The sequence below is a fragment of the Tessaracoccus sp. OH4464_COT-324 genome (assembly GCF_003932855.1).
Classification (GTDB): domain Bacteria; phylum Actinomycetota; class Actinomycetes; order Propionibacteriales; family Propionibacteriaceae; genus Arachnia.
In genome coordinates this window covers 1-690 of sequence record NZ_RQYZ01000056.1, presented here as the reverse complement: position 1 = coordinate 690, position 690 = coordinate 1, and the positions used below count along the sequence as shown (strand labels likewise).

1 protein-coding gene is annotated in these 690 nt (G+C 60.1%); it reads right to left on the bottom strand.

Annotation, left to right across the window (positions count from 1 at the left end):
- Positions 1-176: 176 nt before the first annotated feature.
- The coding region (locus EII42_RS13070; protein ID WP_158676513.1) for a hypothetical protein at positions 177-690 on the bottom strand (514 nt) is incomplete at its 5' end.

Sequence of the window (690 nt, the reverse complement as noted above, 5' to 3'; positions counted from 1 at the left end):
GACCACCCTTATCACCCCGAGTACCCGAAGTCTTCGGATTGATCAGCGCCTCCTGAATATCCTCCTCAACAACCAGATCATCACTATCAGCCCGGATCCCCCCGACCCCCGCCTCAGCAGCACGCTTACCCAGCCGCTCCCAAGCAGCCTCAGCCTCAGACACCATCAAAAACTCCTTAAATCTCCAAGTACCGGTTCAACCCGGCCCTCAACAACCTGTACTCTTCGTCCAACCGCTCAACCTCAGCAAACCGGTCATCCACAACCTCCCGATACCGAGAGAAAGCATCCCTGGCCGCCCGCTCCACCGCAGCACAAATAGCCCCCACCTGCGCATCATCCAACCAGTCCTCATCAAACTCGATCCGCTCCGGGTGACCATTCGAACCCAACCAGATCGTCACCCCCGCGAACCGGCCCACCACCGGCCCAGCCTGCGGCACAGGCTCAGCCAACGCACGCTCCATCGCCTCCCGCCGCAACAAAGCATGCCCCCGCATCAACTCCACATACTCCTCAATCGGCATATCCGGCAACTCCACCTCAAGGTCGTCGTCACCCGGCTTCACCATTGGCACAGCCCCATCGCCACCCCCCAGCGAATACCCAGAAACCGCGAACGCCTGCATAAAAGCCTGATCCAACGTCTGGCCCCGCTTCAACTTCTTGAACCAAACCGGGCTCACCCGC